This is a genomic window from Bacillus cereus (assembly GCF_002564555.1).
Taxonomy (GTDB): domain Bacteria; phylum Bacillota; class Bacilli; order Bacillales; family Bacillaceae_G; genus Bacillus_A; species Bacillus_A cereus_K.
This window is the reverse complement of the sequence record NZ_NUVD01000104.1, coordinates 218,539-244,502: the sequence shown is the minus strand read 5'-3', so window position 1 is coordinate 244,502 and position 25,964 is coordinate 218,539. Positions and strand designations below refer to the sequence as shown.

Genomic DNA, 25,964 nt, shown 5'->3' with positions numbered 1-25,964 from the left:
AGGAATGTTAATGGGAACTTCTACTTTTTGGATTATAAGTATTGTTTTTTGTATAGCTGTCTATTTTTTTGATAAGTTTTTAAGAAAAAAATTGAATATGCCAAAGATAGGTTTTTGGGGATATAAAAAACATGTAAATAGTTTACATAAAAAATTGGAAATAGGACTACTTTTTATTTATTTAATAACTAGCTTTATTTTTATCTTTAAATTCGAAAGTATTAATATTGCTTATGTCATTTTCACTTATTTAGGGGGTACGTTGATCTTAAGAGCATGGATGGAATGGAAGTATGATAGAGAATCGAAAGATTATATATTTTCACTAATTGGAGTATTTACATTTGTTTTTATGACCTCGATGCTATTTTACTTCGTTCCACCTGCTGCATGACAAAATAATTATTGAGGGTACATTAATAAATTGATGGAATTTTAAATTGTTTAGCAGAAAGTAATCATAATATAATCGAATTTATTTCTAAAAATAAATTAGGTAATAGGAGGGAGCACAATGGGAACCTCTACTATTTTTATTATTATTATTGTACTAGGTATAGTTGGTTACTTTTTAGAACAGTTTCTAAGAAAAAAATTGAATATGAAGAAGAGGGGGCTCTTCGGCTATAAGTATGTGAATAGTTTGCATATGAAATTGGAAATAGTATTATTTTTTATTTATTTCATAACTTGTTTTACTTATATAAATAGCGAAAATGTAGGATATGTTATGTTCATTTTTTTCGGAACTTTATGGACGTTACGGGCATGGATGGAGTGGAAATATGATAGGGAATCGAAAGAATACATTCTTTCGATAATCGGCTTAGTTGCATTTATTATTATGATTTCATTGCTACTTTACTTCCAGCCGTTTTTAACGTAAAGAAGAAAACGAGGGGATGAAGTAAAAGTAACCATTTATCTGTTAGGTGATAAATGGTTACTTTTTGTTTTAAAAAGGGATATGTTTTTAATCATTTACTTTATCTAATATACATTTAATAAAACTAGTTTTGTCCTTTGCATACTTATGTTTATCATTAGGATTGGTTTGTGAAAGTTGAATTTTTAACTGTTCATACTGCATGCGAGCAGTTTTATGATCTCTTAAATAATCTCTGAAACTTAATTGTTCTATTAAATATGTATTCCGTTGTTCATACATATGAATTTGATGAGTTCTTGGTTCACCTTTATTGAAATAATATCTTTCGGGTAATACATCTTTTCTATATGTATAATGTAATTGTTCTAACCTTGGAATACACTTTAGACCATTTTTGAAATCTTTTAATTCAATCGCTATATCAATAATAGGTTTTGCACTTAAATGTGGAATGGAAGTACTTCCAATATGGTGTATTGCTAAAATATGTTCGCCAATTTGTTCCTCAATTAATTGTTTCTCTTTTATAAATTCAATTTCCCATTCTTCGGTCCACGGAACTAAAAATACTTTACCAAATGGTAAACCTAACATTTGATTAGCACCCCTCACATAATTTTTCAGTGAATTTAATTACATCTTCTTAAAACTCCTCAAAACAAGAAACTCCCACAATCTCCAAGGAAGAATCTTCTTCGCAAAGATCATAAATTTAACACCTTTTCCAATTGGATATCGTAATGTTGTACGCTTTGCTTCAGCAATTTCAACGATTTTATTGGCAACATCTATCGGATTACCAAATGTATCACTGCCACTATTAATATGTTTTTGTATTTTATCCATATATTCTTTGTAAGGAGAGGTTGTATCAGATTGGTTTTCAGCTAGTTGTTTACCAACTTCCCATATGTTCGTGTTATAAGAACCTGGTTCAATTAAAACAACATCTATTCCAAAAGGTTTTACTTCTAAGCGAAGCGATTCACTCCAGCCTTCTAATGCATATTTTGAAGATACATAAGGGGATAAACCAGGGAATCCGACTTGACCGCTAATACTGCTTATATTAATGATTTTTCCGCTTTTTTGTTTACGCATATAAGGTAAGACAAGTTGTGTGATGGATATAGCTCCAAAAAAATTCGTTTCAAATTGCTTACGGTATTCTTCTACTGGGATTTCTTCTACAAAGCCTCCATTTGCATATCCTGCATTATTTATGAGAAGATCTATTCTGTTTATTTCTTGTAAAAATAATTGGAAGTTATGTATAGAATCCTGATCGGTTACGTCTAATTGTTGAACTGTTACGTTTTGTTGTAGATTGAGTTTAGTAGCTTGAGATAGTAAATTTTCTTGTTTAGTAAGGTTCCGCATTGTAGCTATGACTAAATAGTCTTTTTTCGCAAGCTCAAGTGTTGTTAAAAGACCGAATCCACTTGAAGCCCCGGTTATAACTGCGATTTTTTTATTCATTTTTTGCTCGCTTTCTTTTTCTTTTATCATAACGAGTAATGAAAAGAAAATCTATTATTCTTACATTAATTATGAGTTCAATTTGTATGTAAAAAAGGGGTTTATAGGGAATCAGCGTATATAGAGTAGTGTATAGTAATATGATAATGAAATGAGGGAAGCAATATGGCTCATGCGAAAGATGTATTAGCAGATCAGTTATTAGCAAATGCGAATGATCCGAGTTGGTATATTCCATTTTCAGATGCAGTTAAGGATTTATCTGAGAGAGAAGCTTTCTGGAAACCAAATGAAGAGAGTAATTGTATAGCTGAAATTGTACAACATTTACTGTATTGGAACTCGACGTGGCAAAAAAGGTACAAAGAATCAAATGTTAATGCAGTACCTGCTATTGAAGATAATAACAAAAGTTTTATGTTATCAAATAATCAAACATTTGAGGAGTTAAGAGAAAAACTATTAGAGAAACTGTTACAATGGCAAAATCTCATTAATGAAGAAAAGGTTGAAAGTGATGTAGTGGGATTTCCTGTTTCTGCAAAGTGGTGGGAAGTGCTAGCGAATGTCACAACTCATAATGCATATCATATCGGTCAAATTATTTACATTCGGAAATTACAGAAGTATTCTGATGGTCAATAAGGTAATAATTCTCTAGTAAAGTCATAAGCTAACCAATCTCCATGTTCATTTTGCCCAGGTAAATCCTGTACATGTAAAATGTTTTTCATCTTTTTGTTTTTATAAATATTTTGAAGTTTCAGGGGGAACAGATGGAATATTTATATTTTTACATTTTCTCTTTAGAAAAAATGGTTATTGGAATGATATAATAAACGGATTCATTGCTTTTTATAGGTTATGTAGATGGAAAATTAATAGGGTAAAAAAACGGGTTTGATTATAAATAAAAGGCTACAACTCATGTGTAAGACGAGTTGTAGCCTTTTTAAACTATACTTTAATCGAATTTAGGAATTTGTATATTAGGACATCGATTTCTTAACTCCGTAATGAACTCTATTTTGTCCACGGGTAAAACCTTAATACTTCCACCGATAGCAGATTTAGAAAATAATTCAATACCTTTTTCAGATGATGTAATTCGGTAACCAGTGAATGATTCTTCTGTTGAAGAAACCTCTGTTATGTCTTCATATGAGATTTTACTTTTGAATGGTCCGCCTTTAATTAATAAGTAATCTTCATAGAAAACATATGTAATAGAATTTGCGTACCATAATATAAAACCTGCTGTAGTAAGAAAGATGACTGGCAAAATGATTACAATAGGTAATGTTTCATACATAAATAGAGAGAGAAGTGGTATAGAACTCATTATGAAAGTGACTAAAAATATAAGAAATATTAAGGAAACATTAACATTTGCACGGAAAACCATTTTTTAATCGCACCCCTTTTTATGAATAGTATAGCTGTTGAATTTTTAAATATGATCGTTATTTAAATTATACTATTTTTTACATAAAATAACAATTTGTGAACCGTGCATAAAAAGGAAGTTTATCTGATGGAATACATTGTAAAACGGAAAAAACGTGCATATAATTGAACTAGAAATTAAGTTTCTGAATTTTCAATAACGGTGGTGGTAATATGTTCACTGAAGAACGTAGAGAGAAAATTTTAGAATTGCTTAAATTAGAAGGAAGAGTAATCGCAAAGGACCTTGCTGAAAGATTCGATATGTCTATTGATTCTATACGAAGAGACCTGTCAATAATGGAGAAGGACAGGTTATTAAAAAGAACGCACGGTGGTGCCATTGAACTCGCGCGAGTGAGAAACTTAGCTGTGGAACCAGCTAAACGTTATAGTGATAGTTCAGTATATGAGGACGCAATCGCCAAAATTGCTGCATCTTATATACAAGAAGGTGATTCAATTTTTATTGGCGGGACTTCTATTCATTATGCAATGTTAAAATATTTACCGGAAATATCATTTACAGTTATCACCAATTCTATAGAAATAGCTAGTAAGTTACGGGAATGTAAGAACATTGATACGTATTTAATAGGTGGCAAGGTAAAATCTTCAGGGAATATTACGGATACACTTGCCTCGGAAGTAATTAGTAGTTTTTCTATTGATCTTTATTTTTCTACAGGTGGTGGTATTTCATTGAAAGGTATAAGTACTACAACACCGGAAGTTGCCTATTTCAGCAAAAAAGTAAGTGAAATTGCACGTAGAAATATTTGCTTAGCTCCTCATAACAAACTTGGTGTGGAGTGCTTTATAAAAGGGGAATCATTAAATGAAATTAATCTTATTATAACGGATGAAGAGGCAAACAAGGAATTAATTCAAGAGTTTGAGAAACAGGGTAAGAAAGTAATAATAGCGGAGTCTACTCAATTTGAAAGGAGTTTGCAATGATTATAAAAGAGCAAGAGTTTCATATAAATGGATTAGTTTATACCATTCGTTCAGCGGCTGAGACAGATGCGAATCAGTTATCAAAAATACGTGTGCAGATCGATGGTGAAACTGAAAATATGGATAGAGAAGCTGGAGAAGGATTTATTGATGCGAAGGGATTTCAGGAAATAATAAAAACAGATAGTGAAGAAATGAAGAATCTCTTTTTAGTTATAGAAGTACATAATCGAATCGTTGGATTTTCAAGATGCGAAGGATCTAATTTGAAGAGATTATCTCATAAAGTCGAGTTTGGCGTTTGTATATTAAAAGAGTTTTGGGGATACGGAATGGGTAAGAACTTATTACAACAATCTATTAACTGGGTTGACGAAAATGAAGTGAAAAAGATATCTTTACAAGTGCTAGAGACAAATGAAAAAGCCATTCAGCTTTATAAAAAATTAAGTTTTGAAGTAGAAGGTGTTCTGAAAAATGATAAAAGGCTGTCGGATGGAAAGTATTATAATACGGTAGTAATGGGAAGGTTTACTAATACATTTCATAAAAGGGGTGAGGTGGAATGTTTTACAGAAGGAAGTACTATGTAGTAAAAAATGAATTTATAGAAATATTTAATGACCATTTCAATCATACTAATTTACCTAATCAATTAAAATATGGTTCTCGTTTAATAGGACGTTGGATGAAAGGTAATAATGATGGTACGACTGAAATATTTGCCATATGGGAATATGATAGTTATGAAAATTATGAAGAAATTGAATCGAAAATTAGAAGTGACGAGAAGCATGTTAAAAGAATACATGATTGGTATGAAAAACATGGCGGGAAAGAATATGTTTTACGAGAGTACATAGTGGAGATGAAAAATGAAGAGTTATTATGTACTGTAAAATGATAGGGAGTGAAGCTCGATGGAAATCAGAACAAAATTATATATTAGTTTAGCATCCACGATTTTATTTGCAATAGCGGTTATAGTTTTCTTTATAAATGACAATCCACAAAAGTGGTTTTGGTTATGTATTCTCTTTGGAGCCATTATACAAAATATAGTTCTACTAAAAAAGAATAAAGAGTATCATTAAGATATTCGCATTTAAACATATTCGCGTCGTCTTTCTAGTTTTTATTAAAAACACTTTTATCCACTATTTGTTCCGGCATTATCAGAAAGAATAGAAGGTATTCCGTATTTCATACAACATTTTTGCGAGAAAAAGAAATGGAATGTGTAATTTCCAAAGAGTATTTGTAATGAACTCGCATTGCATAAATGGCCAGGAAATATTCGAGAATTATTAAATGTATTAGAACATATTTACATTTTGTCGCAAGGACGGGAAATAAGCGAATGCAAAAAAATAGGCTGAAAAGTAGATTTTTGTAATCTACTTTTTCTTTTTCGCTCAAGTTCTGTCGGAATATGCGCTTGCCGGGGAAATAATAGAATAATTAGAAAAAAGATTTCCTGAAGGAGAGTTGAAAGTGAAGTATATTGAAATTGGTATTGGGAATAGATGGTTTGTTCGAACAGAGACCGAAAATATAGATGGTACTGAATTTGAGGAAAAAGGAATTGTGAAACCAATTTATTTTGAATCATTTTATGTCCGTGTTTGGTTTCGGAAAACATGTTTTATTTTTGATACGAAAGAGGGTTTTAAGAAAGTAAGGAAAAGTAGAGATGAGTTTAAGTTTATTGTTGGAATTGTAAGCAGGTTAAAACAATAAAATAAAACAGGAGGTGTTCTTATGATTAGAATTACCACATTCATACTCGCGATTATTATAATGGGATATTCCATTTATAGTTGGAATGATGATTCGAAGCAAAGTATGCTCATTTTACAATTACTGTTAGGTTTTATGCTTGCTGGTATGGGAATACAACACTTTAAGAAGGATAAAAAAGAAAATAAGACTATGGGGCTTGTGCTTATACCTACATCGTTATTTTGTATCATTATATCACTCATAAAATATTTAAAATAAACCGTTACTGTAACATATTGAGTAACGGTTTATTTTTTTGAAGTTTTCTGATTGAAGATTTCAGTAGCTGTTTGGTATATTTCCTTATCAATACAAAATTTTTCTGTTATCCAATAATTAAGTTGAGAAGTGCTAAGGATATGTTCTATTTTTTTATCTTCGAAATACAGTTTTAGTGCATCACCATTAATTGAAGCCATCAATATAGCCGAAGATTAGAATTATAATAGGAGGGTGGATGCTTTGCCAATGTCGTTATACTATGCAAAAATCCGTAAGAAATTAGGACATGAACTTATTTTCATGCCGAGTGTAGCTGCTGTTATAAAAAATAAGCAGGGTGATACTTTATTTCAATATCCTGGAGGAGACTACTGGAGTTTGCCAGCTGGAGCAATTGAACTTGGAGAGACTCCAGAAGAAGCGATAGTTAGAGAAGTTTGGGAAGAAACAGGATTAAAAGTTCAAGTAAAACAAGAAAAAGGGGTATTTGGAGGGAAAGAGTTCCGTCATACATATTCGAATGGAGATCAAGTAGAATATATTGTTGTTGTATTTGAGTGTGAAGTTATTGGTGGCAATCTGAAATCGATAGATGGTGAATCTTTAAAACTACAATATTTCCCTTTAACTGAAAAGCCACCTTTAGCGTTACCATACCCAGATGAAATATTTTTATAGACGATACAATAGCACACTTATGTAAATGAGTGTGCTATTTATATAATCCTGTCGTATACATTTCCGTTAGTGTATACACTATTTCTTCTAGTTCTATTTCATTATTATTTTGCACAATTGTCCAAAGAAACGTTTCATTCATCGCAAACCAACCACGTGCTACAATCTCTTTATTTAATTCAGGCTGCGCTAATCCACTTTCTTGAGAATGGGTAATATCCTGCGTAATACTTTTTATAAAGCGTTCACGAATCTCATTCCATTTTTGATATATCTCTCCTGATACTCCTATTGCTTCTTCGACAACTTGCAAGATAGCCCGTTCTTCTTCAGCTAATTGTAGAAATGCCCTCACTTGGCTTTGAATCATATCACATGCTTCTAACTTTGTTTTAGGAGAAAAAGAGCGCTCAGCAATATCATAAAAGCGATTCATAACATCTTCCATCAAAACGATAAGGAGAGCATCTTTGTTTTTAAAGTATACATATGCTGTTCCATAACCAGTTTCTGCATGTTTAATAATTTGCGTGATTGTCGCTTTCTGAAATCCATTTTTAATAAAAATAGTGTAACCGGAGTGTAATAGTTTCTGTTTTGTTTCTAAGGAGCGGTGTTTTCTTGTTGAAAGAGTAGAATTTTCCAAAGAATCACCTCTTTATACTGAAATGTCTGAAAATATAACTGTATTGTAAAAGAAGTCCATATATAAAGTCAACTGACATAATATCATTGACGTTATATCAACTAAGATGATATATTTCAATTAGTTAGAATAAAAAGAAAATTAAGAGAAGGTGACACCATGTATAAAGAACCATTTCAACCAACTTATGAGTATGCGCTTGAATGTGATAAACATGATGAACTGAAAGATTTTCAAACTGAATTTTATAAAAAAGAAGGAACAATATATTTAGATGGAAACTCATTAGGGCTGCTTTCGAAAAGAGCAGAGAAATCGTTACTTACGTTGCTAGATTCATGGAAAGAGTTTGGTATTGATGGCTGGACAGAAGGAGAGCATCCGTGGTTTTTCCTTTCAGAGAAATTAGGTGAATTAACCGCACCTCTTATTGGAGCTTTACCAGAAGAAACAATTGTAACTGGTTCTACAACGGCAAATATACACCAAGTTATTGCAACTTTTTATGAGCCGAAAGGTGTACGTACAAAAATTCTTGCTGATGAGTTAACATTCCCGTCAGATATATATGCACTTAAGAGCCAAATTCGTTTAAAAGGTTTAGATCCAGATGAGCATTTAGTACGAGTGAAAAGCCGTGATGGTAGAACACTTTCTGAAGATGATATTATTCAGGCAATGACCGATGATATCGCTTTAATTTTGTTACCTTCTGTACTATATAGAAGTGGACAAATTCTTGATATGAAACGTTTAACAGAAGAAGCACATAAGCGCGGTATTCATATTGGCTTTGATTTATGTCATTCAATAGGTTCGATTCCGCACCATTTTAATGAGTGGGATGTTGATTTCGCTGTATGGTGTAATTATAAATATTTAAATGCTGGCCCTGGTGGTGTTGCGGGATTATATGTAAATAAACAACACTTTAATAGACTCCCAGGATTATCTGGTTGGTTTAGTTCTAGAAAAGATAAGCAATTTGATATGGAGCATATATTAACTGCAGCTGATCATGCAGGTGCGTATCAAATTGGTACACCTCACGTATTAAGTACTGCGCCATTAATCGGTTCTCTTGAAATCTTTAAAGAAGCTGGCATTGAAAGGTTACGTGAAAAATCCCTACATATTACGAGATACATGCTAGATTTAATTGATTATGAATTAAAAGATTTCGGATTTACAATCGGAAATCCGTTAGAGGATGAAAAACGAGGCGGGCATATTTATTTAGAGCACACTGAAGCAGCGCGCATATGTAAAGCGTTAAAAGCGAATGGAGTAATCCCTGATTTCCGGGCACCAAACGGCGTGAGACTGGCGCCAGTAGCCTTATATAATACGTACGAGGAAGTATGGAATTCCGTTCGGATTTTAAAGAAAATTATGAAAGAAGAAGAATATAAGCAGTTTGAAAATAAGCGAGAGGTTGTGGCGTAAGCATGAAACCATCACATTGGATTGATATTTCACAACCATTAAACAATAATATCGCAACGTGGCCAGGAGATACACCATTCTCGTATGAAGTTTCATGGTCCAAAGAAGAGAGTGGCTCAGTAAATGTCGGAAAGTTAACGATGAGTATTCATACAGGTACTCATATTGATGCACCTTTTCACTTTGATAATGAGGGTAAGAAAGTAATAGATTTAGATGTTCAAGTATATGTCGGACCAGCGCGGATCATTGACGTTTCTAATCTTGAGAGCATTGGAAAAAAAGAATTAGAAAACTTTAATTTAGAAGGTGTAGAACGATTGTTGCTACGCACATCTTCACATGGTAAAGCAAATGAATTCCCAGATGTAATTCCTCATTTACGCGCTGATATTGCACCATTTCTTTCAGAGAAGGGTATTCGTTTAATTGGGGTGGACGTACCATCAGTTGATCCATTAGATGATAAAGAATTAGCAGCACACCATCAATTATTTAAACACGGAATTCACATTTTAGAAAATGTCGTACTAGATCATGTAGCAGACGGTGATTATGAACTAATAGCATTACCACTTGCATTAACAGATGCAGATGGTAGTCCAGTTCGAGCAGTGATTAGACCAATATAAGTAGAAACATAAAAAAGGGGCGTTTGGCTAATATGAAAGAAAACGAAAAGGTAATAATGGAAAAAGGAATTCATACGGACTTTAAAGAAAACATGACATATGGGGAGTATTTACAATTAGATAGCTTATTATCTAGTCAAAAGAGATTATCAGATCATCATGATGAAATGTTATTTATCGTTATTCATCAAGCTAGCGAGCTTTGGATGAAACTCATTTTACATGAACTGAATGCGGCAATTGAATCAATTAAGCAAGATAAATTACAACCAGCTTTTAAAATGTTAGCACGTGTATCAAAAATTCAGTCTCAAATTATTCAATCTTGGGATATTCTTGCGACGTTAACGCCATCAGAATATATTGAGTTTCGTGATTCACTCGGTCAAGCTTCAGGTTTTCAATCGTATCAATATCGCATGATTGAGTATGCACTTGGTTATAAAACACCACATGCATTAAAAATTTATGAAAAGGATCCAGAATTACACGCTCGTCTTCATAAAGCGCTACATGCACCAAGCTTGTATGATGTGGCAATTCAAGCACTTGTAAAAGAAGGATTCCCAATTCATCAAGATGTGTTAAACCGTGATATTACGCAGCCTTACGAAGAGGATGCAACTGTAGAAGCGGCTTGGATAGAAGTGTATGCGGACGTGAAGAAATATTGGAATCTATATCAGCTTGCTGAAAAATTAATCGATATTGAAGACTGGCTACAACAATGGCGTTTCCGTCATATGAAAACGGTAGAACGAATTATCGGACATAAAATGGGAACAGGTGGCTCTTCTGGTGTATCATATTTAAAACGCGTACTTGACCAACAGTTCTTCCCAGAGCTTTGGAATGTTCGTACGAAATTATAGAAATAAACCTGTCAGTTTGGCTGACAGGTTTATTTTTTTATTCGAGCACAATTATGTATTCAGTGAATGAAAAAGATATAATAAATCAAGTAACTATTTAATTGGAGGTAAAGTTTTTGGATTTCAAACAACTAGAAAATAAATTCGAAAAGAAAAAAGTGAATACATTTCTCGTCTATCAAAAAGGTGAATTAACGACTGAATATTATAAAACATTAGAATGTGAAAATAACTTATATAAAATAAATTCGATTACAAAAAGTATTGTATCCATATTAATAGGTATTGCAATTGATAAAGGATATATAAATGATATACATACGCCAATAAAAAAATGGATTTCAAATGTCCCAGAAGAAAAAAGTGAATTAACAATTTATCATTTATTGACGATGACAACAGGAGAAGACTGGAAAGAGTTTGGGAATGGTGTTGTTTTCCCAAATGATTTTGTAGAATCAGAGAACTGGGTGCAGTACATATTAGAAAAACCAATAATTGAAGAACCTGCTACAAAAATGAATTACAACTCAGGTTCTTCCCATTTACTAAGCTATATCATTCAAAAAGCTACCGGAATGTCGACAGAACAGTTCGCGAAAAGACATTTATTTGAGCCGTTAGAAATTACCGAATATGAGTGGCAACAAGACCCACAAGGTATATATGTCGGCGGATTCGGTATGAAAATGAAATCTAAAGATTTATTAAAGTTAGGCATAGTATGTTTACAGAATGGAAATTGGCAGGGGAATGAAATAGTATCATCGAAATGGATAAAAGAATCGAGTCAAGCTCTATTTGAAACGTATGAGCACGTTGGGGCATATGGATTTCACTGGTGGGTACTAAATAACGGAAGATTTCACATACCGTATTGTATGTATTTTGCTATGGGATACGGAGGGCAATACATTGTTATCATTCCGCAGTTAGAACTTGTCGCTGTTATGAGTAGTCATATGCCAAAACGTGGACTTGTTCCATTAAAATTATTTATTGAGCATGTGCAACAAAATTCCCATTATATATAAGGAAGGGGGAATATGTTATGAACAGTGCTAAAATGATAGCGGTATTTAGACTTTGTTTAAGCCTTTTAGCGTTTAGTGCACTGATTACTCAATTTGTTACGAGGGCACAAGTAAAACCGTTTAATCCAACTAATTTTTTTAGTTTCTTCACTATCGAAAGTAACATCTTAGTTGCATTCATCCTACTTTTAAGCAGCATTGGAACAGCTACATTTGGTCGATCAGAGCAGTTTGGAGTTCTTCGCGGTGCAGCTACAGTATACATACTAACAACAGGTCTTATTTATTTTTTGTTGTTAAGGGGTTTAGAGGAATCCCTTCAAACACCGATTCCTTGGGTAAACACAGTGCTGCACTACATCATGCCAATTGCAATGATATTAGATTGGGTTATAAATCCACCTACGAAGACCATTACATGGAAACACGCTACGAGTTGGCTCTTATTCCCGATTTTTTACATTGTGTATAGCTTAATACGTGGTCCTATCGTGAATTGGTATCCTTATCCGTTTTTAGATCCGAGAATTGGTGGATATGGTAGAGTGCTTTTATATAGTATTGGGATTGCAGTTGTAATTGGTGCTATTTGTATATTTGTGAAAATGTTAGGGAATCGAAATGTAAGGAAAGAATTTTAACAATTAAATAGGAATTAAGAAACCCCACTGTAAACAGTGGGGTTTTAATTTTAGCGACTTGTTTTATGAAATGACATCTTTATAAATTTCTCCGTCTTCGTATCAAATTCTACATCTACAAAAACACCATATTCTTTTCCATTTTCCCGTAGCCACAATTTAAACTTTTCAACTGTTACTTGTACTGTTTTTGGTTTTCTACCTATATGAAGATAATCAACAATCTCTGCTTTTGGGTATTGTTCTTTCGTCTTTTCTACAGCAAGTTTACCCCATTTCGCATAAGGCGGCTGTGCATGAACAATTGATGATTCTATATATATATTTGAACATGTTGTTAATAAAAGAAATACGAGTGCGATACGCTTTAACAATTGCTTCATAATGAACTCCTTTTATCCTTTTTGTATATTGTGTACTTATTCTTTCAACGATATAAGTTTGGATTTTTTTGTCTTCTTTACATAAAAGAGATGGTTTTACAAAACATAACCAAGAAATAATTTCTATTAATTAAGGAGGGAAACTATGCGTCAAAAAGCTGTTATTAAAATGGCAATTGTGCTTGTATTCATAGGACTATCTTTGATGGTCAGTAGTATACAATTAAAAAATGTAGAAGCCTTTTCGAATCAAGTCATTCAAAGAGGAGCATCCGGTGAAGATGTCATTGAACTTCAATCTCGTCTGAAATATAACGGGTTTTATACGGGAAAAGTAGATGGTGTTTTCGGATGGGGTACATACTGGGCACTTCGGAATTTTCAGGAGAAATTTGGACTACCTGTAGATGGTTTAGCGGGGGCTACAACGAAGCAGAAGCTTGTTAAGGCAACGAAGTATGATAAGTCGACTGCTAATAAAGGTACTACAACAAATAAAGGAAATAGTGGCGGCACTGCACAAGAAAATAAACCGCCACAAAGTAAAGGGACAAATGTTCCAAACGGTTATTCTCAAAATGACATTCAGCTTATGGCAAACGCCGTATATGGGGAATCACGTGGTGAACCGTATTTAGGACAAGTTGCAGTAGCAGCGGTTATATTAAACCGTGTTACAAGTGCATCATTCCCAAATACCATTTCAGGTGTAATCTTTGAACCGAGAGCATTTACTGCTGTAGCGGATGGACAAATATATTTAACGCCAAATGAAACAGCGAAAAAAGCTGTACTAGATGCAATTAATGGGTGGGATCCAACAGGGAATGCTTTATATTATTTCAATCCGGATACTGCGACAAGTAAATGGATTTGGTCTCGTCCACAAATTAAAAAAATTGGTAAACATATTTTCTGTAAATAGAGCGGAGGTGGGACAATGTTACGAGGTATTATCATTGTGTTATTAACAGTAGGTGTAGTTGGAACAGGATATTGGGGCTATAAAGAGCACCAAGAGAAAAATGCGGTTTTAATTCGGGCAGAAAATAGTTATCAACGAGCATTCCATGATTTAGCATACGAGGTTGATTTATTACACGATAAAATTGGTACAACGCTTGCGATGAATTCACGTTCATCTTTATCACCGGCATTAGCGGATGTATGGCGTTTAACATCAGAAGCGCGCTCAGATGTAGGACAATTACCGTTAACATTAATGCCATTTAATAAAACAGAAGAATTTTTAGCGAATATCGGTGATTTTAGTTACCGTGCAGCCATTCGGGATTTAGAAAAAGAACCGCTAAATGATCAAGAGTATAAAACTTTACAAACTTTATATTCGAACGCAGGTAATATTCAAGATGAGCTAAGAAAAGTACAACATCTTGCTTTGAAAAATAATTTACGATGGATGGATGTGGAACTGGCCCTTGCTTCAAATCGTGATCCAGCAGATAACACAATTATTGACGGATTAAAAACAGTTGAAAAGAATGTAACATCCTATTCATCTACAAATTTTGGACCGACATTTACAAGTGCGCAAAAAAGTAAAAAAGGTGGATTTGAAGCAGAAGGGAAAGCAATTTCTGAAGATGAAGCAGCGAAAATTGCAAAATCGTTTTTGAATTTAAAAGGAAATGAAAAAGTAGATGTTGAGAAAAGTGGAAAAGGTGCAAAAGAATCCTTTTATAGTGTGAAAATTAAAGACCCAGCAACGAATAATGAGTATTACATGGATATTACCGGAAAAGGCGGATATCCAATTTGGGTAATGAATAATCGAGAAATTAAAGAGCAGAAAATTAGTTTGAATGATGCAGGTAGTAAAGGGTTGGTTTTTTTAAAGGATCATAAGTTTAACAATATGGAGCTTTATGATAGTTCTCAGTACGACAATATCGGTGTATTTACGTATGTAGTAAATGAGAATGGTGTACGTATTTACCCAGAGGCAATCCAAATGAAAATTGCCTTAGATGACGGATCAATCGTTGGTTTTTCTGCGAAAGAATATTTAGCATCACATCAAAAACGAACAATTCCATCTGCAAAGCTTACTGCTGCAGAGGCAAGAAAGAAAATAAACCCTGATGTAAAAGTGATGGAGGAGCGAAAAGCTGTAGTCGTAAATGACTTGCATAACGAAGTACTTTGCTATGAATTTGTTGGCACTTTAGGGAAAGACACGTACCAAATTTTCATCAATGCCAATAACGGTACAGAGGAAAAGGTGAAGAAAATGCAAGCTGTTGAAAAAATTTATGATTAAATTTTAATAGTAAAGTGGTGAAAATAATGAAAATCCTTATATATATATTGATGCTTTGCTTCGTTATAACTGGATGCAGTGTTGGAAAAAAAGACAATCCAAACGAAAAACCAGAACAAAAAAATGTCTCAACGAAAAATGTTAATTATACAAATAAATCAAATAAGCCAAATGAAAAAGCAGCAGATCATTTAGCATCATTAGCGGCAAGTGTACCAGGTGTGAACGATGCAACAGCGGTAGTAATTGGGAAATATGCTGTTGTTGGTATTGATGTAAAAGCGAAACTAGATAGAACGCGTGTAGATTCAATTAAATATTCTGTTGCAGAAAGTTTAAAAAATGATCCTGATGGTGCAAACGCAGTAGTTGTAGCAGATATTGACACGTACGAACGTCTTAAGCAAATTGGAAAACAAATCAAAAAAGGTAACACGGGGGAAGGTATATTAGAAGAATTAGCCACAATTGTTGGACGAGTAATGCCACAAGTTCCAAATGATTTGATTGAAAATAAAGAAACGAATCCAATTAAAGATAATGACAAGCAATTACCAAAAGATGAAGAACAAGAACTAAGAAAAGAACAGGATGACCAATCTAATAATCATTTGAATAAATAAAATTAGCCTCGTACTAAATTGTACGAGGCATTTTTAATATAAAATTAAATATTCAGTTTATTTTCAAGGGAATATATGGTTTAATTATGGTGGGAGGGACAACTGTTATGATGAAGAAAAGTGCATTTATATTATGTAGTTTATGCCTAAGTTTCAGTATGACAGCGTGTGAACAGAAGAAAGAAGTGAAAAAACAAACAGCGACTTCTTCTACTGTGATGGAAAGTCAGAAGAAAGAAGCTATAAATATAAATCATTTCTCGAAAATAGATGAAGGAATGACTTATACAGAAGTTAAAGATTTAATTGGTTTTGAAGGGAACTTACTCATAGAAGAAGGGGTAGAACATTCTACACAAATTAAACAAATTTTTGCTTGGAAGGGAAGCGATCCTAATTCAATTGTTAAAATTACATTTTTAGATGGGAAAGTGCATTCTAAAGCTCAGCAAGGTTTAATTTGAAAAAAATAAAAATGGGAGAGTTTAGCATGAACATACATACTAGGGAAATACAATTAGTTCCCTATAGGGAGAAGTATAAAGAGATCATACAATCATTTACTTTACCAAGTGAACAAGTTCAATTCACATCAGATCCAGGTGAATTACTCGAGAAAGCAAAAAGTGATCGTACAAAAAATGTTATAGTTATTTTAGATTATAATGAGGTACCTGTTGGTATTTTTGCATTACAAACCGGTGAAAGAGTACAGGAATTTACAGAAAATGAAAACGCTCTACTTTTAACATCTTTTTCTATTAATTACAATAGGCAAAAAAAAGGATATGCGAAAAAATCATTAGCATTATTGCAAGAGTTTGTAAAACGTTATTTTCCGATAAAGAATGAAGTTGTACTTGCTGTTAACGAAAAGAATACTCCAGCACAAAAGTTATATGAAAAAGTTGGTTTCCAAGATAAAGGTAATAGAAGAATGGGACCAATCGGTCAACAAATAATAATGCATTTACCGATAATGAAATAATAAGATGGAAAACTTACTCTTGAATAATCATGTAGTAAGTTTTTTTCATTGTATGATATGTTAGAAAAAATAAAGCAGTTTTATACAGTTGAAAAATTTAAAAATATGTGAGGAGTTGTTATATGACAATTTATATTGCACTACTAAGGGGAATCAATGTAGGTGGACATAAAGTAATCAAAATGGCTGATTTGAAAAAAGTGTTTGAATCAATAGGATTAAAACACGTGAAAACATATATACAAAGCGGGAATGTTACGTTTGAATCTGAAGAAGAAATGAGCTTTTTAAAAGAAAAAATTGAACGTGAAATTAAAAACATTTTTGATTTCGATGTTCCAGTCATGCTAAGAACAAATGAAGAATTTATAAATACTATAAAACATTCCCCTTATAAAGCTGATACTTTGTTAGAAGGAGAAAGTATACACGTTGCCTTTTTAGCTAATCCACTTTCTGAAGAGGAGAGAAAGCAGTTATTGATGTCCAAAAGTACACTTGAAGATTGCTATATAGATGAAAAGGTTGTGTATTTGTTTTTCAAAACAAGCATTCGGAATTCTAAACTAATGAACCAGTTTCAGAAGTTACATACACAAGCTACTGTAAGGAATTGGCGGACTGTGAATAAGTTAAAGGTGATAGTAGAGAGTATGTAGTTATAAAAAGAAGAGGTTTTCTATATACAGAAAACCTCTTCTTTTTATTTATATTGTTTAGCGACAATAAGTTCAATGATAGGATAAATAAAGAATGAAGAACAAAGTGCGATAAAAAGTGGAAGGTTTTTAACCCCATCTAAATTAGCCCCCATAGAAAACCCTTCAGAGGAGAGTAATATAAGGAACATTACAACTACGAGCGTAAAATATGCAATTTTAGAGCTTTTATATGTAATTTGTTGTCCCATCTCATCTTGACTTTCTTTCGATACGCCGTTTGGATCTCCCCATGTAATATGATTAATTAATTTACTAAGTATTAAAGAGGCAGCGAAGATCGTCCCACCCAAAATCGAACCTTCAGTAATGTATTTATATGTGCCATGTATAAGTATTGCAAGTAACGCTAAAACAATGATTATAAAAATAGTTTTTTTAGTATTCAATAAATAATTGCCCCCCAATATTGTAAAAAAGTTTTTACAACTATAGTATAAATTCGGAAAAATTTTGTGTCAAATACTTTTTACAATCAAGATGTAGGTATATTATATTTTGTTTTTAAGATAAATAAAAAATTACATTACATTTGAATGTAAAAGAATGGGCTCGCATATATTTGGAAGGGATGTCAGATTAAATTAGGGGGTAGTTATGTCTATTCTTTTAAAAGCTGGTGCAGATGCGGGAAATAATGGTTTGAAGTTAATGGTGAAAGGGCAAGACCCTATGTTTATTCCGAGTATATATTCTTTATATATAGGAGAGCCTACAGGACTGTTAGATGAGGGAGATGTTTCATTATCAGAATTAGAAAATCACATTGACGTGACCATTAGTTCTCCATCGCTAATGTTAAATAACGTGCGGTATATCGTTGGAGAAAAAGTGATTCAAGATCAATTAAAAGGTACTGAAGTGGAGAAGAAATCGAATAAGTCGACGGATGAGTTAATGGTTATTACGATACTATCTGGCTTAGCGATAAGTGCTATGCGTCAAAGTCCAACTTCTAGCCATATTAATATTCGATATGATTTATCTGTCGCTCTTCCAATGCAACTGATTACACAAGAAATTGCTGCGGAAAATGCAAAACGTTATATGGGAAATCATAAGGTTATTTTCCATTATCCGAATGGACGCGATGTTACGATTAATGTTTCTATCGAGTTTTGTAAATGCCTGCCTGAGGGCGCTTCTGGGACGTGGGGCATTGTATATGATGAAGAAGGAAATGTTGTGAAACATAAAATTGAATGTGAACAAAATCAAGTTTCAGAAATCGATTTTGTAGATAAAACTCTATTGTCTTTTGATATTGGCGCGGGGACGACAGAAGAAGTTGTTTCGTTAGGAGTAAACTTTAGGCCGCAATTAAGTAAGGGCTTATCTTATGGTGTGAAAGAAACATTACTACAAGTTATTACGAGGTGGAACCGGAAATATCCGACAAAGACGATTGATAGTATTACAGAATTTAATCAAATTTATTTAAATGATAAACATCCAAGAAACGCATCATTAGTTGAGGAATCACAACCAGCATTATTAGGTTTAGCCGCACGTGTCGCAACAGATATTATTAATAAAATCGACGACATGAAAGACGATCCATACGTATTTATTTATGGCGGGGGCGCAGTAATTATTAAAAATAGTTTAAAGATGATTTTAAAACAAAAAGGACGATTGAAAAATGTAATATTCGTAGATAATCCATTATTTACAAATGCACGAGGATTATTAGTCTACACTTGTTCGCCAAAATATAGAGAGCATAAGCAAAAAGAGTTAGGATTTACAAACTTAACGATAAGTTAGTTGGTGGAAGTATGCGATCTAGGCGATATAAACGTGGTGATCGAGTAAAAATCAATATTCATAAATCAGTATCACCTGAAATGCTTGCATGGCTTAATAAACAATCAAATCCAACTAATTTCTTTTTCTTTGCAGCACAGCAATTGTTTAAACAAGTAGGGGATATTGATGTATCGAAAGCCTTGCCAAGTAGTCATGTTTTCTCTTTATACGTAGAACCGTCATCCATATTAAAAGTTGAAACGAATCCATTTAAACTTGTCCCACTAGAAGCGAATAAATCCACCGAGAATGCAAAAAAAAAATCGTGGGAATCTGTTGATCAATTAGATTGTCCATTCTTTTAAACATAGAAAATCATAGATAGAGCCCATCACTATACATACGAATGAAGTGATGGGCTTTTGCTAGTGTATCGCTCTTCCAATAAATAGAATGGGCATAAATTGTATCGTGCTCATTCTATTTATTTACGTTTTAGATGCGAGACAATGTTCAAATGGAATGAACTATACATAAATACGCGAATGGTGACTGTATAAAATAAAATAGTCCTCACTCGTATTTACTACATTTTTTGAACGACAAAAGTAATCGCATTTGTTATTAATTTAATGTGTTGTCCGTTACGAACAATATCATACGATAGATTTTTAACTTCAATTTTTAGTTCTCGCCATTCAAAATAAATATTTTTTAGTGAAAATACCATTTCTTCTGTAGGAAGATTAATTTCAACTAACGCATCTAATTTTTGATTCGCTTCCAAGTCGATTTCTTGAATGCTAGAATTGACTATCAAACAGTTGATACCACCACTCTTTGTTCCATTTTTCATAGAATGAAGGGCTTTCTTAAAATCTTCTTCAGATTTGACGTGCTCTAAACAAGATACTGCAACGATGTAGTCATAAGTATTAGGTGCAATGTAGTAGTCTTCGATTGTTGATTGCTCCGCTTTTATTCCTTCAAATACACCGTGCTTTTTACTGTAAACTTGTAACTTCGTTATAGCTGAATCAAGTAGATCAACACAAGTGACAGTGCCGCCAGTGTTTACGATTTTTTGTGCAATTGGAATGCTATTTCTCCCTACACCAGAGCCAAGATCTAGTACTTGTAAATGCACCTTGCCTTCAAAAAAACCCATCATGTCCATAACTGTTTTGACAGGTTTATAAAGCCAAGATCCGGCTTCAAAAAGTTCATACTGGTCGTAGCATAGATCATGATATTTTTTCTCTTCTTGTCTAATGTAATCGGTTCTGGTCATAGTGTATCAGCTCCAATATTATCATAGCGAAATGAATACGTCGGACAGCCTTTCACATTTGTTTGCATTCGAAAAATACCACCAGCATGCGGATACTGTTTTAATTCCTCATCCGTCATTCTCGTTCTGGCAGTTGTAACATATAAATCAGTTAAATCGGATCCTCCAAATGTGCACGATGTTACATATAACGCAGGGATAGGAATACTCAATAATTGTTTTCCAGTCATAGGGTTCCACCTAGTAACCTTTGAACCGCCCCAATGAGCAATCCACAAACAGCCTTCTTCATCAATCGTCATTCCATCAGGGAGGCCGTCATTGTCAGGGAAAATGATAACATCAATTGGAGTACGAATTTCTCCAGTATGTATGTCATAATCAAAACGAATAACTTTTTTAGTTGGTGTATCAATAAAATAAAGAAATGTATGATCAGGAGACCAAGCGATACCGTTTGATGTATTAACACCTACAACTTTTTTATCTACAGTAAAATTATTATGTAAGCAATATAAAGAACCAGCCGCGTGGATGCCGTATAAGTCTGTAGTGCCTGCCCAAAAACGGCCAGCTGGATCGCATTTCCCGTCATTAAAACGATTTTCTAATAAATGCGGTTCAGGATCATAAATATGTGTGAGTTTTTCTGTATTTAGATTAAGAGAGTAAAATCCTCTTTCCATAGCTAAAAGTACTACATCATCTATATATGGAACAACACAACCAATCTGTTGATCAAGAGCTATTAGTCGATTTGTATTTTTAACAGGATCAAAAAGGCATAATTTTTTCTCAATAATATCAACCCAATATAATATTTGTTTTTTCTCATCCCAGCAAGGTCCTTCACCTAAACTAGACTTTGCATCAATAATTAATTCTATCAATTTGTTTCACCACTATTCTATAAAGGTATATGTATAGTTCGATAAAAATAGAGGTAAACCTTTTGTTGGATTGAAATAAAGATGTACTAAGAAAAAAAGAATACCCTCTCAAATAATTCGAAAATAGAATATAAATATGGTGAAGAAGATATGTATGATGTTTTATGAGATTAAATGTTTTTCATGTAAAAAGGCATTTCGTGTTTATGAAGGAAATGAAAATGAATTCATGAAAGAAAATCAAAAACAATTGTTTACCATTATATATAAGCTCATTATGAATCAATCAACTGGCCCTCGTATACCGTTATTAATACATGTGGTAGGTATCGAAAAATTCGTCACATTATTAGATTTCTAAAATACAGTAAATAACCAACGCAAGTAATTCAATGAATAAATACTTACGTTGGTTATTTTTTGCTATCGCGAATACATTTTTGGACATTCATCACCACGTGGTTCGTAAAAACAGTGGCTTTTAAATTGCCCTGCAAACGGCTGATTATACCATTCAGGCGGGCAAGCCCCGACTGGACGGAAATACCAAAGGGCCCACCTTGCCGGCCAGCGCCATTCACCTTGTAGAACTTTTCTTGCGATTTCTTTTTCTGATTCACGGGCACGTTGATAAAAGTATCCGTATTGAACCGCTTCGAATCCACCAGGGCTTTGATATACAGCATCAGTTACGGTACGGATTTGTTTAAAGTCTAAGCAATCACAAAATACACGGTTTACTACAACACATCCGACAAGTTGTTCGCCTTGCCGACCTTCACCTTCAGCCTCAGCACGAATTAAACGAGCTAGTAAATCAACGTCACTTTCGTTGTATGGGATAAGGGGCATAGTGATACCACCTTTCTATAACTGTTATAGTAAAGAGTGTATGTTTCAAAATGAGCTAAGTGCTTTTTTACATACAAATATTATTAAAATTTCATGAGGAGCTTGTATGAAAAAAGCTAATTAGTAATAGTAGATTAATATGAAAAGGGAGAGATATTATGTATCGAATTCATAAAGACCATATTATTTACGCAATGTCATCAGAAAATAAGCCGTTTTGTATTTGAAACATATGATTGCTTTGAAAATCAAATTGATTCTGAAGATGTCGTGTTTCAAGAATTAGATTGGAATCGTATTAATCCAGCTACTGGACCGGTATATATTAAAGGAGCAGAGCCTGGCGCCATTTTTACATGAAGAATTAGAAATGCCTAAAGCTGATGCGACTCTTTTATTATCAGCAGCAGGTAATTTAAAAGTTTGTCAAGTTGTGGATCCGCTGAAAACGGCGCGGATGGAATTAGGAATGGATTATGTGGGGAAGCTGGGTTTTAATTTGAGTAAATTTAATATGAAATAAGAAAAATAGAAGAAGGATGTTGTTGTGTAAAAGTATCCTTTTTTAATTTACGGATTAAATAAAAAAAGGTAGTATTTATTTTATATAATTGTATGTGAGATTATGGATCGAAAAGGAGTTAGTAAATGGTTAAAATTATGATTGTAGAAGATGATATGAAAATTGCAGAATTATTATCAACACATGTTGCGAAATACGGTTACGAAGGAATTATTGTATCAGATTTTCAAAATGTGTTAGACATATTTTTAGAAGAACAGCCAGAGCTAGTTTTATTAGATATTAATTTACCAAGTTTCGACGGGTACTATTGGTGTCGTCAAATTCGCGGGGTTTCCACTTGTCCGATTTTATTTATTTCAGCTCGTGAAGGTACGATGGATCAAGTGATGGCGTTAGAAAATGGTGGCGATGATTTTATTCCAAAGCCTTTCCATTATGAGGTTGTGGTGGCGAAAATTCGTAGTCATTTAAGACGTGCTTACGGAGATTATGCACCGAAACTAGAAGAACGCATGGTTGAGCAACAGGGTCTTTGTTTATATCCTGAAAGACTTGTATTAAAACTTAGAAACGAAGAGATTGATATTACAAGAAACGAAGCTATTTTATTAGAGACGTTAATGAAAAATTATCCGCGTGTTGTGAATAGAGAAGTGTTACTAAATAAATTATGGGATAGTGAATCTTATGTTGATGATAATACATTAAGTGTAAATACAACACGTGTACGTAAAAAGTTACAAACCTTACATATAGAAGGAGCGATTGAAACGATTCGTAGTGTTGGATATAGATTGCATATAACTTGGGATAATGGTATAGAAAAATGATAAAGCTGTTTATACGTGATCATATACCACTTATTTGCTTTACCATAATTCAACTACTAGCTATATTCCTTGTATATTGGTTTGATGGGCATAAGCATATTACAACGGCATTATATGCAATGTTTTTAGGTGTTTTTTTTATGGTAAGTTATTTAGTATTTCGTTATTTTACACATCGTTCTTTTTATGAACGCTTAGCAAATCCATTGCAATCTTTAGATGAATCTGTTCAAAAATCTGATTTTGCAGCTTTATCTGCTGCTCTCCAAGATCTGCTTGATGGACAATATCGTCATTATCAAAATCAGCTGCAATTACAAGAAAGAAAAAATAATGATCATTTAACCTTTATGAATCAGTGGATTCATCAAATGAAAACACCTCTATCTGTAATCGAGTTAATTACACAGGATGAAGTGGATTCGCGTTTTGAAAGTATTAATGAGGAAACAGATCGATTGAAAAAAGGGTTAGAGATGGCTCTGTATGTCGCACGTTTAGAAGCATTTACACAAGATTTCTATGTAGAAAGAGTGCAACTACATCAAATAGTGAATGATTCGGTACATGAACATAAACGCTTTTTTATCCGAAATTTTGTATATCCAGAGCTTGAAATTGATAAAGGTATTACTGTAGAAAGTGATGCGAAATGGTTACAATTTTTAATCGGACAAATTATATCGAATGCGATTAAGTATTCATCAGGTAGTAGAGAAAAGATTAAAGTGAAAGCGTGTAAAGAAGGTAATACCGTTATACTTGAAATTGTCGATAATGGCGTAGGGATACCGAAGCAAGATTTACCAAGAGTATTTAAACCATTCTTTACAGGGGAAAACGGTAGAGATTTTAAGGAATCAACGGGAATGGGGCTATATCTTGTATATGAAATTACGAAACAATTAGGACATAGTGTAGAAATTGATTCAAAAGTTGGTAAAGGTACCGTTGTACGAATTAAGTTTTATAATGTGTAAAAAATCATTCAGGCTAAAGAACTTTTGAGCTAAGTTTTTTAGCCTTGTTTTATAATACTGATACAATTTGAGAATGAAAGTTTATTTACCTAAGAAAAGATAAAAAGAACTACTAGTCATATACATGCTTTTGGGTAGTAAAAGTGCTTTTTTGTTAATTGTTAATGATTGGGGGATTGTAATGGATATTCGAAAAATGAGATATTTCATAACAGTAGCAGAAGAATTAAATTTTAGTCGTGCAGCAGAACGTCTTATGATGGCACAACCTCCTTTAAGCCAAGAAATTCGTAAATTAGAAGAAGTATTAGGAGTGCAACTTTTTCATCGAACAAAAAGAATGGTTGAACTTACCGATGCTGGGGAAATATTTTTAGAAGGTGCGCGGCAAACGATAATTCAAGTAGATAGAACCATTAAAGAAACACAGCTTACGGGGGAAGGAAAGATAGGTCATTTAATAATTGGGTTTGTCGATTCAACAGAAACCGTTATAGATATATTAAAAAAATTCCGAGAACGTTTCCCAAAAATACAGCTTACATTACGCGAGATGACAACAGACCAGCAAATAAAAGCGCTCAATGAAAAACAAATTCATGTTGGATTTATTCGTTCCGAGCAGAATAATGAAATATTAGCTTCCGAAGTTTGTTCTGAAGAATGTTTAAAATTAGTTTTACATGAAGATCATCCTTTAGTTCAGTTACGTAACATTTCAATCAAATTATTAGTTGATGAACCATTTATTTTATTTCCACGCCATTTCGGTACAAACTTTTATGATTTAATTATTAGTTACTTTTGGGAACATGGAGTAAGTTTAAATATTGTTCAAGAAGCGATTCAAATGCAAACGATTGTGAATTTAGTTGCAGCAGGAATAGGGATTTCTGTCGTTCCATCATCGGTGGAAGGTTATAAAAAATCAGGAGTCGTGTATAGAGACATTCAAGAAAATACACCGAAAATAAATTTATATGCTGGATGGAGGCAAGATGAAAAGTCTGTCGTATTAGAGAATTTTTTAACAGTTGTTAGAGAGGTTTATACGACTTCGAAATTCGAATGTAAAGAGTAAAAGGCCCACCTTAAATGGGATGGGCAATAGCGAAGTATAAAGGG

The 25,964-nt window shown here is 33.2% G+C and carries 34 protein-coding genes and 3 pseudogenes; 28 read left to right on the top strand and 9 right to left on the bottom strand.

Annotated features, from left to right (window positions below):
• Positions 1 to 10: 10 nt before the first annotated feature.
• Complete coding sequence (locus COI75_RS24770; RefSeq protein ID WP_000537335.1) at positions 11 to 394, top strand: DUF4181 domain-containing protein; 384 nt, start codon at positions 11 to 13, stop codon at positions 392 to 394.
• A gap of 120 nt (positions 395 to 514) precedes the next feature.
• A complete protein-coding gene (locus COI75_RS24765) occupies positions 515 to 886 on the top strand; it encodes a DUF4181 domain-containing protein (protein ID WP_000537338.1) in 372 nt (123 codons plus the stop codon).
• Between the two features lie 87 nt (positions 887 to 973).
• Here the strand turns inward: COI75_RS24765 and COI75_RS24760 are convergent, their stop codons facing one another.
• Positions 974 to 1,483 carry a GrpB family protein gene (locus COI75_RS24760; RefSeq protein WP_000901166.1) on the bottom strand — a complete coding sequence of 170 codons (510 nt, stop codon included), beginning with the start codon at positions 1,481 to 1,483 and terminating at the stop codon, positions 974 to 976.
• Positions 1,484 to 1,522: 39 nt separating this feature from the next.
• Entirely contained in the window at positions 1,523 to 2,368 is an 846-nt protein-coding gene (locus COI75_RS24755; RefSeq protein WP_002095605.1) for an oxidoreductase, read from the bottom strand.
• Between the two features lie 165 nt (positions 2,369 to 2,533).
• Between COI75_RS24755 and COI75_RS24750 the strand changes: the two genes are divergently transcribed.
• Entirely contained in the window at positions 2,534 to 3,013 is a 480-nt protein-coding gene (locus COI75_RS24750) for a DinB family protein (protein WP_000929598.1), read from the top strand.
• Positions 3,014 to 3,332: 319 nt separating this feature from the next.
• On the opposite strand, the gene COI75_RS24745 is transcribed toward COI75_RS24750, so the two are convergent.
• On the bottom strand, positions 3,333 to 3,773 hold the full coding sequence (locus COI75_RS24745; RefSeq protein WP_000231870.1) for a PH domain-containing protein: 441 nt from the start codon (positions 3,771 to 3,773) through the stop codon (positions 3,333 to 3,335).
• A gap of 215 nt (positions 3,774 to 3,988) precedes the next feature.
• On the opposite strand from COI75_RS24745, the gene COI75_RS24740 reads away from it, so the two are divergent.
• From COI75_RS24740 to COI75_RS24705, 7 genes and pseudogenes are all read left to right on the top strand, one after another.
• A complete protein-coding gene (locus COI75_RS24740; RefSeq protein WP_000493633.1) occupies positions 3,989 to 4,774 on the top strand; it encodes a DeoR/GlpR family DNA-binding transcription regulator in 786 nt (261 codons plus the stop codon).
• Positions 4,771 to 5,367, top strand: a complete 597-nt coding sequence (locus COI75_RS24735) for a GNAT family N-acetyltransferase (protein WP_000584320.1) — start codon at positions 4,771 to 4,773, stop codon at positions 5,365 to 5,367. Before COI75_RS24740 ends, COI75_RS24735 begins: the two co-directional genes overlap by 4 nt.
• A complete protein-coding gene (locus COI75_RS24730; protein ID WP_000499981.1) occupies positions 5,340 to 5,678 on the top strand; it encodes an NIPSNAP family protein in 339 nt (112 codons plus the stop codon). The genes COI75_RS24735 and COI75_RS24730 overlap by 28 nt, the downstream gene beginning before the upstream one ends.
• A gap of 241 nt (positions 5,679 to 5,919) precedes the next feature.
• Positions 5,920 to 6,135 (top strand): annotated as a pseudogene (locus COI75_RS24720) (sigma-54-dependent Fis family transcriptional regulator); the annotation flags it as partial.
• A 133-nt stretch (positions 6,136 to 6,268) separates the two neighbouring features.
• Positions 6,269 to 6,514, top strand: coding sequence for a DUF3977 family protein (locus tag COI75_RS24715; RefSeq protein WP_000873839.1), 246 nt, complete (start codon positions 6,269 to 6,271; stop codon positions 6,512 to 6,514).
• A 21-nt stretch (positions 6,515 to 6,535) separates the two neighbouring features.
• Positions 6,536 to 6,775 (top strand): DUF3953 domain-containing protein, encoded by a 240-nt coding sequence (locus tag COI75_RS24710; protein WP_000619424.1) that lies wholly within the window; start codon positions 6,536 to 6,538, stop codon positions 6,773 to 6,775.
• Positions 6,776 to 7,018: 243 nt separating this feature from the next.
• On the top strand, positions 7,019 to 7,456 hold the full coding sequence (locus COI75_RS24705) for an NUDIX domain-containing protein (RefSeq protein WP_001132260.1): 438 nt from the start codon (positions 7,019 to 7,021) through the stop codon (positions 7,454 to 7,456).
• Between the two features lie 34 nt (positions 7,457 to 7,490).
• Here COI75_RS24705 and COI75_RS24700 read toward each other — a convergent pair whose 3' ends face one another.
• On the bottom strand, positions 7,491 to 8,102 hold the full coding sequence (locus COI75_RS24700) for a TetR/AcrR family transcriptional regulator (RefSeq protein WP_000431910.1): 612 nt from the start codon (positions 8,100 to 8,102) through the stop codon (positions 7,491 to 7,493).
• Between the two features lie 159 nt (positions 8,103 to 8,261).
• On the opposite strand from COI75_RS24700, the gene kynU reads away from it, so the two are divergent.
• The 5 genes from kynU (at position 8,262) to COI75_RS24675 (ending at position 12,727) form a co-directional block, all read left to right on the top strand.
• Positions 8,262 to 9,548, top strand: a complete 1,287-nt coding sequence (kynU, locus tag COI75_RS24695; protein WP_000276273.1) for a kynureninase — start codon at positions 8,262 to 8,264, stop codon at positions 9,546 to 9,548.
• 2 nt (positions 9,549 to 9,550) lie between these two features.
• Entirely contained in the window at positions 9,551 to 10,180 is a 630-nt protein-coding gene (gene kynB / locus COI75_RS24690) for an arylformamidase (RefSeq protein ID WP_000804617.1), read from the top strand.
• A gap of 32 nt (positions 10,181 to 10,212) precedes the next feature.
• A complete protein-coding gene (gene kynA, locus COI75_RS24685; RefSeq protein ID WP_000661960.1) occupies positions 10,213 to 11,052 on the top strand; it encodes a tryptophan 2,3-dioxygenase in 840 nt (279 codons plus the stop codon).
• Positions 11,053 to 11,168: 116 nt separating this feature from the next.
• Positions 11,169 to 12,086 (top strand): serine hydrolase domain-containing protein, encoded by a 918-nt coding sequence (locus COI75_RS24680; protein ID WP_000346231.1) that lies wholly within the window; start codon positions 11,169 to 11,171, stop codon positions 12,084 to 12,086.
• Between the two features lie 17 nt (positions 12,087 to 12,103).
• Positions 12,104 to 12,727 carry a Pr6Pr family membrane protein gene (locus COI75_RS24675; RefSeq protein WP_001083343.1) on the top strand — a complete coding sequence of 208 codons (624 nt, stop codon included), beginning with the start codon at positions 12,104 to 12,106 and terminating at the stop codon, positions 12,725 to 12,727.
• 50 nt (positions 12,728 to 12,777) lie between these two features.
• Here COI75_RS24675 and COI75_RS24670 read toward each other — a convergent pair whose 3' ends face one another.
• A complete protein-coding gene (locus COI75_RS24670; protein ID WP_000811611.1) occupies positions 12,778 to 13,110 on the bottom strand; it encodes a DUF3889 domain-containing protein in 333 nt (110 codons plus the stop codon).
• 145 nt (positions 13,111 to 13,255) lie between these two features.
• On the opposite strand from COI75_RS24670, the gene sleB reads away from it, so the two are divergent.
• The 6 genes from sleB to COI75_RS24640 all read left to right on the top strand — a co-directional run bounded on the left by sleB (position 13,256) and on the right by COI75_RS24640 (position 17,661).
• Positions 13,256 to 14,035: a spore cortex-lytic enzyme gene (sleB, locus tag COI75_RS24665; RefSeq protein WP_001249067.1), complete on the top strand. Its 780-nt coding sequence runs from the start codon at positions 13,256 to 13,258 to the stop codon at positions 14,033 to 14,035.
• A 15-nt stretch (positions 14,036 to 14,050) separates the two neighbouring features.
• Positions 14,051 to 15,391: a germination protein YpeB gene (gene ypeB, locus COI75_RS24660; RefSeq protein ID WP_000943720.1), complete on the top strand. Its 1,341-nt coding sequence runs from the start codon at positions 14,051 to 14,053 to the stop codon at positions 15,389 to 15,391.
• Between the two features lie 26 nt (positions 15,392 to 15,417).
• Positions 15,418 to 16,014: a YhcN/YlaJ family sporulation lipoprotein gene (locus COI75_RS24655; protein ID WP_000697983.1), complete on the top strand. Its 597-nt coding sequence runs from the start codon at positions 15,418 to 15,420 to the stop codon at positions 16,012 to 16,014.
• Between the two features lie 107 nt (positions 16,015 to 16,121).
• Positions 16,122 to 16,478, top strand: a complete 357-nt coding sequence (locus COI75_RS24650; protein ID WP_000976457.1) for a hypothetical protein — start codon at positions 16,122 to 16,124, stop codon at positions 16,476 to 16,478.
• A 26-nt stretch (positions 16,479 to 16,504) separates the two neighbouring features.
• A complete protein-coding gene (locus COI75_RS24645; protein WP_001020900.1) occupies positions 16,505 to 17,002 on the top strand; it encodes a GNAT family N-acetyltransferase in 498 nt (165 codons plus the stop codon).
• Between the two features lie 122 nt (positions 17,003 to 17,124).
• Positions 17,125 to 17,661: a DUF1697 domain-containing protein gene (locus COI75_RS24640; protein ID WP_000158251.1), complete on the top strand. Its 537-nt coding sequence runs from the start codon at positions 17,125 to 17,127 to the stop codon at positions 17,659 to 17,661.
• A gap of 44 nt (positions 17,662 to 17,705) precedes the next feature.
• On the opposite strand, the gene COI75_RS24635 is transcribed toward COI75_RS24640, so the two are convergent.
• Positions 17,706 to 18,110, bottom strand: a complete 405-nt coding sequence (locus COI75_RS24635) for a hypothetical protein (RefSeq protein WP_001093146.1) — start codon at positions 18,108 to 18,110, stop codon at positions 17,706 to 17,708.
• A 208-nt stretch (positions 18,111 to 18,318) separates the two neighbouring features.
• Between COI75_RS24635 and COI75_RS24630 the strand changes: the two genes are divergently transcribed.
• Positions 18,319 to 19,488, top strand: a complete 1,170-nt coding sequence (locus COI75_RS24630; RefSeq protein WP_000025626.1) for a ParM/StbA family protein — start codon at positions 18,319 to 18,321, stop codon at positions 19,486 to 19,488.
• Between the two features lie 11 nt (positions 19,489 to 19,499).
• Positions 19,500 to 19,835 carry a hypothetical protein gene (locus COI75_RS24625; protein ID WP_001257758.1) on the top strand — a complete coding sequence of 112 codons (336 nt, stop codon included), beginning with the start codon at positions 19,500 to 19,502 and terminating at the stop codon, positions 19,833 to 19,835.
• A gap of 221 nt (positions 19,836 to 20,056) precedes the next feature.
• Here the strand turns inward: COI75_RS24625 and COI75_RS24620 are convergent, their stop codons facing one another.
• Both COI75_RS24620 and COI75_RS24615 read right to left on the bottom strand, forming a co-directional pair.
• Positions 20,057 to 20,761, bottom strand: coding sequence for a class I SAM-dependent methyltransferase (locus COI75_RS24620; RefSeq protein WP_000198640.1), 705 nt, complete (start codon positions 20,759 to 20,761; stop codon positions 20,057 to 20,059).
• The gene (locus COI75_RS24615) at positions 20,758 to 21,651 is read right to left on the bottom strand and encodes an SMP-30/gluconolactonase/LRE family protein (RefSeq protein WP_000571114.1); all 894 of its coding nucleotides are present in this window, start codon (positions 21,649 to 21,651) and stop codon (positions 20,758 to 20,760) included. Before COI75_RS24615 ends, COI75_RS24620 begins: the two co-directional genes overlap by 4 nt.
• A 226-nt stretch (positions 21,652 to 21,877) precedes the next feature.
• Between COI75_RS24615 and COI75_RS24610 the strand changes: the two are divergent.
• Positions 21,878 to 22,012: pseudogene (locus COI75_RS24610) on the top strand (lysine--tRNA ligase); the annotation flags it as partial.
• Positions 22,013 to 22,074: 62 nt separating this feature from the next.
• Here COI75_RS24610 and COI75_RS24605 read toward each other — a convergent pair.
• Entirely contained in the window at positions 22,075 to 22,503 is a 429-nt protein-coding gene (locus COI75_RS24605) for a cell wall hydrolase (RefSeq protein WP_001128406.1), read from the bottom strand.
• 158 nt (positions 22,504 to 22,661) lie between these two features.
• Here COI75_RS24605 and COI75_RS24600 point away from each other — a divergent pair.
• From COI75_RS24600 to COI75_RS24585, 4 genes and pseudogenes are all read left to right on the top strand, one after another.
• Positions 22,662 to 23,026: pseudogene (locus COI75_RS24600) on the top strand (hypothetical protein).
• A gap of 125 nt (positions 23,027 to 23,151) precedes the next feature.
• Entirely contained in the window at positions 23,152 to 23,859 is a 708-nt protein-coding gene (locus COI75_RS24595) for a response regulator transcription factor (protein ID WP_000238975.1), read from the top strand.
• Entirely contained in the window at positions 23,856 to 24,839 is a 984-nt protein-coding gene (locus COI75_RS24590) for a sensor histidine kinase (RefSeq protein ID WP_002095610.1), read from the top strand. The genes COI75_RS24595 and COI75_RS24590 overlap by 4 nt, the downstream gene beginning before the upstream one ends.
• 181 nt (positions 24,840 to 25,020) lie before the next feature.
• Positions 25,021 to 25,920 carry a LysR substrate-binding domain-containing protein gene (locus COI75_RS24585; protein WP_000354661.1) on the top strand — a complete coding sequence of 300 codons (900 nt, stop codon included), beginning with the start codon at positions 25,021 to 25,023 and terminating at the stop codon, positions 25,918 to 25,920.
• Positions 25,921 to 25,964 lie beyond the last annotated feature (44 nt).

Excerpts from the sequence above, each read along its gene's own strand:
- kynU (WP_000276273.1), top strand. The coding sequence starts at position 8,262 with ATGTATAAAGAACCATTTCAACCAACTTATGAGTATGCGCTTGAATGT.
- COI75_RS24585 (WP_000354661.1), top strand. The coding sequence starts at position 25,021 with ATGGATATTCGAAAAATGAGATATTTCATAACAGTAGCAGAAGAATTA.
- COI75_RS24730 (WP_000499981.1), top strand. The coding sequence starts at position 5,340 with ATGTTTTACAGAAGGAAGTACTATGTAGTAAAAAATGAATTTATAGAA.
- kynA (WP_000661960.1), top strand. The coding sequence starts at position 10,213 with ATGAAAGAAAACGAAAAGGTAATAATGGAAAAAGGAATTCATACGGAC.
- COI75_RS24655 (WP_000697983.1), top strand. The coding sequence starts at position 15,418 with ATGAAAATCCTTATATATATATTGATGCTTTGCTTCGTTATAACTGGA.
- COI75_RS24765 (WP_000537338.1), top strand. The coding sequence starts at position 515 with ATGGGAACCTCTACTATTTTTATTATTATTATTGTACTAGGTATAGTT.
- COI75_RS24620 (WP_000198640.1), bottom strand. The coding sequence starts at position 20,761 with ATGACCAGAACCGATTACATTAGACAAGAAGAGAAAAAATATCATGAT.
- COI75_RS24760 (WP_000901166.1), bottom strand. The coding sequence starts at position 1,483 with ATGTTAGGTTTACCATTTGGTAAAGTATTTTTAGTTCCGTGGACCGAA.
- COI75_RS24670 (WP_000811611.1), bottom strand. The coding sequence starts at position 13,110 with ATGAAGCAATTGTTAAAGCGTATCGCACTCGTATTTCTTTTATTAACA.
- COI75_RS24755 (WP_002095605.1), bottom strand. The coding sequence starts at position 2,368 with ATGAATAAAAAAATCGCAGTTATAACCGGGGCTTCAAGTGGATTCGGT.
- COI75_RS24750 (WP_000929598.1), top strand. The coding sequence starts at position 2,534 with ATGGCTCATGCGAAAGATGTATTAGCAGATCAGTTATTAGCAAATGCG.
- COI75_RS24645 (WP_001020900.1), top strand. The coding sequence starts at position 16,505 with ATGAACATACATACTAGGGAAATACAATTAGTTCCCTATAGGGAGAAG.
- COI75_RS24650 (WP_000976457.1), top strand. The coding sequence starts at position 16,122 with ATGATGAAGAAAAGTGCATTTATATTATGTAGTTTATGCCTAAGTTTC.
- COI75_RS24590 (WP_002095610.1), top strand. The coding sequence starts at position 23,856 with ATGATAAAGCTGTTTATACGTGATCATATACCACTTATTTGCTTTACC.
- kynB (WP_000804617.1), top strand. The coding sequence starts at position 9,551 with ATGAAACCATCACATTGGATTGATATTTCACAACCATTAAACAATAAT.
- COI75_RS24605 (WP_001128406.1), bottom strand. The coding sequence starts at position 22,503 with ATGCCCCTTATCCCATACAACGAAAGTGACGTTGATTTACTAGCTCGT.
- sleB (WP_001249067.1), top strand. The coding sequence starts at position 13,256 with ATGCGTCAAAAAGCTGTTATTAAAATGGCAATTGTGCTTGTATTCATA.
- COI75_RS24640 (WP_000158251.1), top strand. The coding sequence starts at position 17,125 with ATGACAATTTATATTGCACTACTAAGGGGAATCAATGTAGGTGGACAT.
- COI75_RS24710 (WP_000619424.1), top strand. The coding sequence starts at position 6,536 with ATGATTAGAATTACCACATTCATACTCGCGATTATTATAATGGGATAT.
- COI75_RS24745 (WP_000231870.1), bottom strand. The coding sequence starts at position 3,773 with ATGGTTTTCCGTGCAAATGTTAATGTTTCCTTAATATTTCTTATATTT.
- COI75_RS24740 (WP_000493633.1), top strand. The coding sequence starts at position 3,989 with ATGTTCACTGAAGAACGTAGAGAGAAAATTTTAGAATTGCTTAAATTA.
- COI75_RS24735 (WP_000584320.1), top strand. The coding sequence starts at position 4,771 with ATGATTATAAAAGAGCAAGAGTTTCATATAAATGGATTAGTTTATACC.
- COI75_RS24625 (WP_001257758.1), top strand. The coding sequence starts at position 19,500 with ATGCGATCTAGGCGATATAAACGTGGTGATCGAGTAAAAATCAATATT.
- COI75_RS24630 (WP_000025626.1), top strand. The coding sequence starts at position 18,319 with ATGTCTATTCTTTTAAAAGCTGGTGCAGATGCGGGAAATAATGGTTTG.
- COI75_RS24770 (WP_000537335.1), top strand. The coding sequence starts at position 11 with ATGGGAACTTCTACTTTTTGGATTATAAGTATTGTTTTTTGTATAGCT.
- ypeB (WP_000943720.1), top strand. The coding sequence starts at position 14,051 with ATGTTACGAGGTATTATCATTGTGTTATTAACAGTAGGTGTAGTTGGA.
- COI75_RS24675 (WP_001083343.1), top strand. The coding sequence starts at position 12,104 with ATGAACAGTGCTAAAATGATAGCGGTATTTAGACTTTGTTTAAGCCTT.
- COI75_RS24595 (WP_000238975.1), top strand. The coding sequence starts at position 23,152 with ATGGTTAAAATTATGATTGTAGAAGATGATATGAAAATTGCAGAATTA.